We start from the raw sequence: 6580 nt of genomic DNA, 5'->3' as shown, positions 1-6580 counted from the left end.
ATATCCACCTGAAAATAATGCTCCGTTTTTAAATAATCAACCAAATAATCTCTAATGTCTGTAAACGGGCTTTCTTCTTCTTCAAACTTATCGTCAATCCATATAACCTTATAATCTATTTTCATATTGGTAATGTTATTTGAAATTCAGCACCTTCAGAAATATTTTCTAAGGCGATAATATTTCCATTATATTTTTCTAGTATTTTTTTCGTGTGATATAATCCTATGCCTGAACCATCTGTTGTACTGAATTTAAAATTAAATATCTTACTAAGAATATCATCAGGAATTCCATTACCATAATCTCTAAAATTCAATACGATATTATCTTTGGTCTTACTCCAAGTTAAATCAATTTTGGTTGCATCAGCTTTCCTTGAATTGACAAATAAGTTGTCAAGCAAGACAGTCATTTCAAGAGGTCTGAAACTCATTACTTTTTTAAGATTCCTTGGGGTTGTGATGTTTATTTTTATCTCATTCCTTGAATGAATATATGAGTCGTTAGGAACGTATATATTTTCAATATAGTGATTAATAAAGCTAACGATATCTTCTGTAATTCGACTAGCTTCAGTACTGAAATTAGCTTTAGTAACGAATCGAGAAGAGCTAACTATTTTTTGAACTTCTAAACTTATATTTTGAACTCGACTCAAAAGTTTGCCTTTTGATTCTTCCTTTTCTATAAGTTCTGTTAGTTTGTCTAGTGACCAGGAAATATTATTTGCAGTATGTGTTATTTGGTGTTGCAGACTTAAAAGGTCTTTCTTTTCTCTTCCAATGACAGAATCACTAAACAAACGATTAGCAATTTCCTTATCTAATTCCGCTTTAAGACCTTCATTTTCAATATGCTTTTCTAGAGCTTCTTCTTCTGCTTCCTCTTTACTTTTCTTTAAATCAGAAAGTTTTTTCTCTACATTTTTTATTGTTTTTTTGACTTCCTTTTTGTCAAAATCAGCTTCATCTAATGAATCCGAAATACTTTTTAATATTTTCTCGGCAGAGTCTTTACTTTTTGATTCTAAAAGGCTTAAAATATTAGGAGCTATCTCAAAACTAATAACAGATTTAGAATTAGTTAAATTTGAAATTAGTTGACTTAAATTATCATTGACATTAAAATCTCTTTCATTGTCTCTACCTTCGTTTTTTATAAATGATTCGTTTATATTAATATAATCATTATCAGATAAAAAGTTTCCCCAATCTGTAATTTCAATGGTATATTTTTCTAATTTCTTTACGGTTTCGTAAAACTGAGATTCTAAACTTTCATAAGACTTAGTTCTCACGAAGCCATCACCACGACTTGATGTTTCTCTTAGATTATTATTATCTCCGTTAATAGAAATATAACCTAAGACTTCTCTAGTACCTAAATATCTACTATATCCTTGAGCTTTTCTATTATCCATTTTAAAAGGATCTGCGCCTCTTTCCCCATATGGATAAATCCTCAATCCATTTTTATAAACGAAAATATGACCATATTCGACCGAGTCTACTCCCATTCTTCTTGCGAATGTTAGTTTAGCAGAATGATTCAAAAAATAAATTGAATAATGAATATTATTTAAATCCTTAAAAGGATTGTTTTCTGCAACCTTATAAACTAACTGACCACCTTCAAATAAAGTAGTAACAATTTTATCTTTTTGAATATCGGACTCTATGTAGCTAGTTTTTAGTTGTAAAGCTTCAAAAATTGGATTTTTAATTTCACCATTAATTATATGAAAATAATCAATCTCTGTTTCATCTAATTTTCCTCTATCAAAATCCTTTTTGTTTTTCTTACTTTGCTTTAAATCACCATCTATTTCATCTTCAACTGAAAGAAAAATTTTAAAGGAGTCTCCATCTTGAATTGTTGAAGGATTAATTAGTCTTGCTAATGAATCCTTTAGCCTCTCAAATTTCTTTCTATCCCATTCGCTATGAAGATTTGAAATCTCTAATACTGTTCCTTTATCAATTCCGTAAGAACTTTTCTTTACTGTTTCGTGTAATACACTGACATTTACAAATTCATTATTACTGTTTTCTTCAAATTTGTTCCAATCAGTTATTAGAGCTTCTATTTTTGCATCTTTTTCATCCTTTATTGTTTCAAGATATAATTCACTTCCTAATCTATCACAGGAAAATCTTCCTATTCCTTTAGCTCCAGCATATGTTCTCTTTACTTTAATTTTATCTCTGAAATTTTTATAACTATCTTCTTCGTCACCTTCTATTTTTGATGAGCGAGCAACAAAAAGCCATTTATCAAGTAAGTCTTGATAGCCCATTCCTTTACCATTATCTTTAATTATGATTTTGCCTTTATCTGTATAGATGTCCTCGAAAACTACTTGTACTTTAGTGGCGTGAGCGTCATAAGTATTTTTAACTAATTCAAAAACAGCAATAAAATCATCTGTGATTAAGTCTCTACCTATTATATTTTTTAATGCAGAACTAATTTTAAACTGAAGAGGTTTTTGCATATTAAATAAGGCTATTAATTGTTATTCCTGCTTGTTCACCGAATAACGGAGGAATTGCATTACCAATTTGTGAATAACGGGGAACCTCTTGAGTTCTTCTTTTCCCTCCAGTTGTATATTTACCTTTAAACTCATACCAATCATTAAAAGATTGTATTCTTGCATATTCTCGAACCGTGAAAATTCTAGGCTCGCTATAATGCACATAATCGTCTGGTAACGTCGTTATTGTTGGAGTAGGAGTCTTTCCAGACAAGGGAATTATAGTTCTTTTTTTGAGATTAAATTTTTCTTTAATATCGTCTGATAAAGTCTTATTTTTATCAGCATTTTCAAGTATATATTCTAATTTTTCTACAGTAGACGGATTGTGTTTTGCAAATCTATGGCTATCAGGTATTTTCTCTGCATAGTTCCCTTTTAAGAGTTTTTGATAATTCGAGTTAGGTTTATTATAAAAAGCAGCTTTAAAAGATGCTGTGTCTGGTGATGTTGTTTCATTGATTCTTAACAAATCAGATATCGCATCTTCCAAACTATTTGTCAACCCTATTCCTTTGTTTACAAGGAATTTTTCTCTTTCATTTTTTAATGAATCAAAAAAGTCTATCGGTTTTGCTTTGTTCACTATATCTTTTCTAATTCCAACTAAAATGAAACGAGTTCTTTTTTGTGGAACGCCATATTCAGAAAAATCGACAAGTCGACCTTCAACTTTATAGCCTAAATATTTACCATCCTTTGGAGTATATTCTAATGCGCTTTTCACATATTCCGAATATACTTTTCCTTGAATTTTGTTTTTATCAAACTTTTGAGTAAAACCTTTTACATTTTCAAAAAATATAACTTTTGGTTGTACTTGACGAATAAACCTTATGTAGGATTTGATTAATTTATTTCGTAAATCATTTTCATTTCTTTTTCCAGCAGTAGAAAAACCTTGGCAAGGTGGGCCACCAGCCACCATATCAATTTTACCTCTTAATGATTTGAGTTCATTGGGATAGTTTTTGATTATTGCATTAATATCGTGGTTGGATTTTGGTAGCCAATTTGGCCAATCGAAGTGATTATTATTTTCAATTAAATTATGGTTAAAAGTTTCAAATGCATCTGGGCTTTTTTCAATAGCGAATAGACCTTTCCATAAGCCAGAATTATAAAGTCCGAGTGAAAGTCCACCACAACCCGCAAATAGGTCTATATATGTTTTCTTTTCGCTCATATTAATTTTCAGAATTGTTAGTTGAATAAAGTAAATTTCTGATGTCTATTTCTAAGGCATTTGCAACTCTAAGCAAGTTCTACAAAGATGGTTGTCGTGCACTTGTACACCATTGAGAAACAGTAGATTCGTCTTTACCTATTTGTTCTGCTAACCATTTTTTCTTTCTTCTGGTTTCGGTAAGAGCAACTTTAATTCTGTTGATTTCCAATTTAGCCAATTTGTTTGTGTTTTACGCAAATATGATAACTTATTACTAATAATATTTACATTTTAGAGGGTATCTTCATTCGGGTGGCGGTGGGGAAGTGAAAGCTCTTTTTATTTTGTGAGGCACGAGCAAAATAAAATGTGCTTGAACGTGTGGTGGCTCTTTTTTTCAGCTTGCAGGTAACGGTTCTCTAGTATGGCCAGTAGCGTGCAAATACAAGATTACCTTTCAGTTCATGTTTTAAGTTTCTAAATATACCTATACTCTCGGTTTAGCTCAGAGAAGCTATTGGCTATACTAGATGTTGTAGGCTGTTTTCATATCATCAAAATTATAGTGATTATTGCTAGTTTATAAGGCTTCTTCATTTTAGTACCCACACAAAAACCATCGTCTTCCCCCTTATCGAATCCGGATCAGTCAACAAGGCATATAGCGCTAGCCTATCGGCACGCCATATGCTTAGTTATTGTGCAACGTTTTTTTTACTTTATTTGATATTTTTATCATTTATGCAATTGTTTTAAATAGCGTTGTTCTTTGATAGTGCTTTTAACAATAATAACAATAACAACACTAAGAGAAATAACCCCTGAAACTATAATGTAAGTATAGAATCCATTAGAAAAGTACTCCTTAAAGTAAGGCAATAGCAAATAAAATCCAAATATGTAAACTGTTATACAGACTGGTGTAATAACATAATTTATAATTTGGCGGGTTTTGTAATACTTTTTCAGATAGGCGAGGTAAGATTTTTGAGTCATCGAAATGAGTTGCTTTTCTTTGCGATATAACGAATGAAACTCCAAGACAATTCGGAATGTAAGACTTGAAATCATAAGAATTAAACCTAGATTAAAGGTATTCCATTGACTGAATGCATAATAAAAAGCATAGATTATCAATACCATCACTGTTAACGACATAACAGTGATGCTGATATATTGACTGTTACGTTGCTTCTTTGCTTTTGTGATTATTTCTTTGGGATTAAAGTTTGATATATCATTAGCTTGAATATCCCATAATTTATTTAAGTTATCATTTTCCATTTGTGATACATTTTAAAAGTGATTTTCGAATACGACTCAAGCGCGTTCTTAATGTTCCGTGTGCTAAACCAACAGTGTCTGCAATAGTAGTTTGTGGTATGTTTTCTAGCCCTAATAATATCAATGCTTTATTTTGCTCATTTAGTTGGTCAATACAGTGATACATTTTTTTGATATTTTTTTCATCATCGTTTTTGTTATCACCATAGCTACTATTTGACAATAAGTCTTCATTAATAGTGATGCTTTTTCTTGATTTACGTAAATCACCTAAACAAACATTTACTGCAATTCTATAAATCCAAGTGTCAATAGACGATTTTCCTTTAAATGAGTTTCTATGTTTCCAAACCTTTATAAAAGTCTCCTGATGCCATTCTTTTGCAAGCTCATTATTTCCTGATGCATATCCTAAACATAACCTGTGGACTTTAGAAGCGTGTAAATTATAGATGTTAGTAAATTCTTGTTCTGTAATCATTATTTAGATGATAATATCGTTTGCATTTGTTTTAAAAACCATTCAGGTTTGTCAAGCATTATAAAATGGGCACTATTTTCCGCTATAATAAAATTGTAATCTTTTAAATTTGCATATTGATTTTTATAAGTTTGCTTAACCATTTCCTCACCATATGGTTGTGACGCTGCAATTATAGTAACTGGAATCGAAATGTTTTTTAAATTTTCTCTAAGGTCTAATTTAAGGTAATCTGTATATCCATAAACATATGTTTTTCGGTCAGATTCTAGTATCCAGTTCTTAATTTTTTCTCGAGCTGATTCTTTAAGGCTCATACCTTTCGACATTGCTGTGGCAGTTTGCTCAAAGGCTACATCATCCATTGCTAGTTGTTGATTGTTATATGGACTTTCATAAATCAAGTTTTCAGGATTGAAATCAGGAATCATCAATGCTCCAGAAGCAGGAAGCGCATCAATTAGTATTATTTTAGAAAGTTTTAAATCGTTTTGTGCAGCAAGCCAAGTGGCAATTGTTCCGCCCAAACTGTGACCAATTATGGTAGCATTTTGTAAATCATTTTTTAATATATATTTTTTTAGAGACTCGTTGACTTTAGGTAACCAAGGGAATTCTATTGGTTCTTTTCCTCCAAAACCAGCTAATGTTACTATGTGGCATTCGTAATTCTTTTCAAGTTTCTTTACAAGTGGATTCCAAATGTCTCCAGGAACTGTAAAGCCAGGAATTAATACTATAGGTTTACCTTTTCCTGTAACTTCTACACTGATAGGTTGACTTTCATTTTTTGCATAAATAGATAAAGAAAATACGAATGAGACTAATAATAAAATAAGATTTTTCATTGTTTTTAAGTTTTGATTTCCCTTTAGATGCGGAAATCAAAAAATGTTACATCTTATTTTAAAAGTGACATAAAATAAGGTCAATCTATTCTTCGATAATGGTTGGTCTAAATGTTGCACAATGTGCTCGTGTATGGTTAGTTGCGTAAAAGGACACGATTCATTTTCCGAACTACAACATAGTGAATTGTGTGAAAAGATCATCGTCTTAGCCAGCAGAAGCAATAAATTATATACGGCTTAAGTTAGCATTTTAATAA

General features: G+C 30.9%; 6 protein-coding genes. All 6 read right to left on the bottom strand.

Annotated elements, in window-relative coordinates; all coding sequences use genetic code 11:
* Window positions 1–121 precede the first annotated feature (121 nt).
* The 6 genes from CXF67_RS03545 to CXF67_RS03520 all read right to left on the bottom strand — a co-directional run bounded on the left by CXF67_RS03545 (window position 122) and on the right by CXF67_RS03520 (window position 6320).
* Window positions 122–2497, bottom strand: a complete 2376-nt coding sequence (locus CXF67_RS03545; protein WP_102087494.1) for an ATP-binding protein — start codon at window positions 2495–2497, stop codon at window positions 122–124.
* Between the two features lies 1 nt (window position 2498).
* On the bottom strand, window positions 2499–3725 hold the full coding sequence (locus CXF67_RS03540; RefSeq protein ID WP_102087493.1) for a DNA cytosine methyltransferase: 1227 nt from the start codon (window positions 3723–3725) through the stop codon (window positions 2499–2501).
* Between the two features lie 79 nt (window positions 3726–3804).
* Window positions 3805–3945, bottom strand: a complete 141-nt coding sequence (locus CXF67_RS18620) for an XRE family transcriptional regulator (RefSeq protein WP_257984577.1) — start codon at window positions 3943–3945, stop codon at window positions 3805–3807.
* A gap of 497 nt (window positions 3946–4442) precedes the next feature.
* The gene (locus CXF67_RS03530) at window positions 4443–4991 is read right to left on the bottom strand and encodes a hypothetical protein (RefSeq protein WP_102087492.1); all 549 of its coding nucleotides are present in this window, start codon (window positions 4989–4991) and stop codon (window positions 4443–4445) included.
* Window positions 4981–5472, bottom strand: a complete 492-nt coding sequence (locus CXF67_RS03525; protein ID WP_102087491.1) for an RNA polymerase sigma factor — start codon at window positions 5470–5472, stop codon at window positions 4981–4983. The genes CXF67_RS03530 and CXF67_RS03525 overlap by 11 nt, the downstream gene beginning before the upstream one ends.
* Window positions 5472–6320, bottom strand: coding sequence for an alpha/beta fold hydrolase (locus CXF67_RS03520; RefSeq protein WP_102087490.1), 849 nt, complete (start codon window positions 6318–6320; stop codon window positions 5472–5474). Before CXF67_RS03520 ends, CXF67_RS03525 begins: the two co-directional genes overlap by 1 nt.
* Window positions 6321–6580 lie beyond the last annotated feature (260 nt).

It is taken from the genome of Psychroflexus sp. MES1-P1E (assembly GCF_002836055.1).
Lineage (GTDB): Bacteria > Bacteroidota > Bacteroidia > Flavobacteriales > Flavobacteriaceae > Psychroflexus.
The sequence above is the reverse complement of the archived record's forward strand: the minus strand, read 5'-3'. Positions and strand labels throughout refer to the sequence as shown.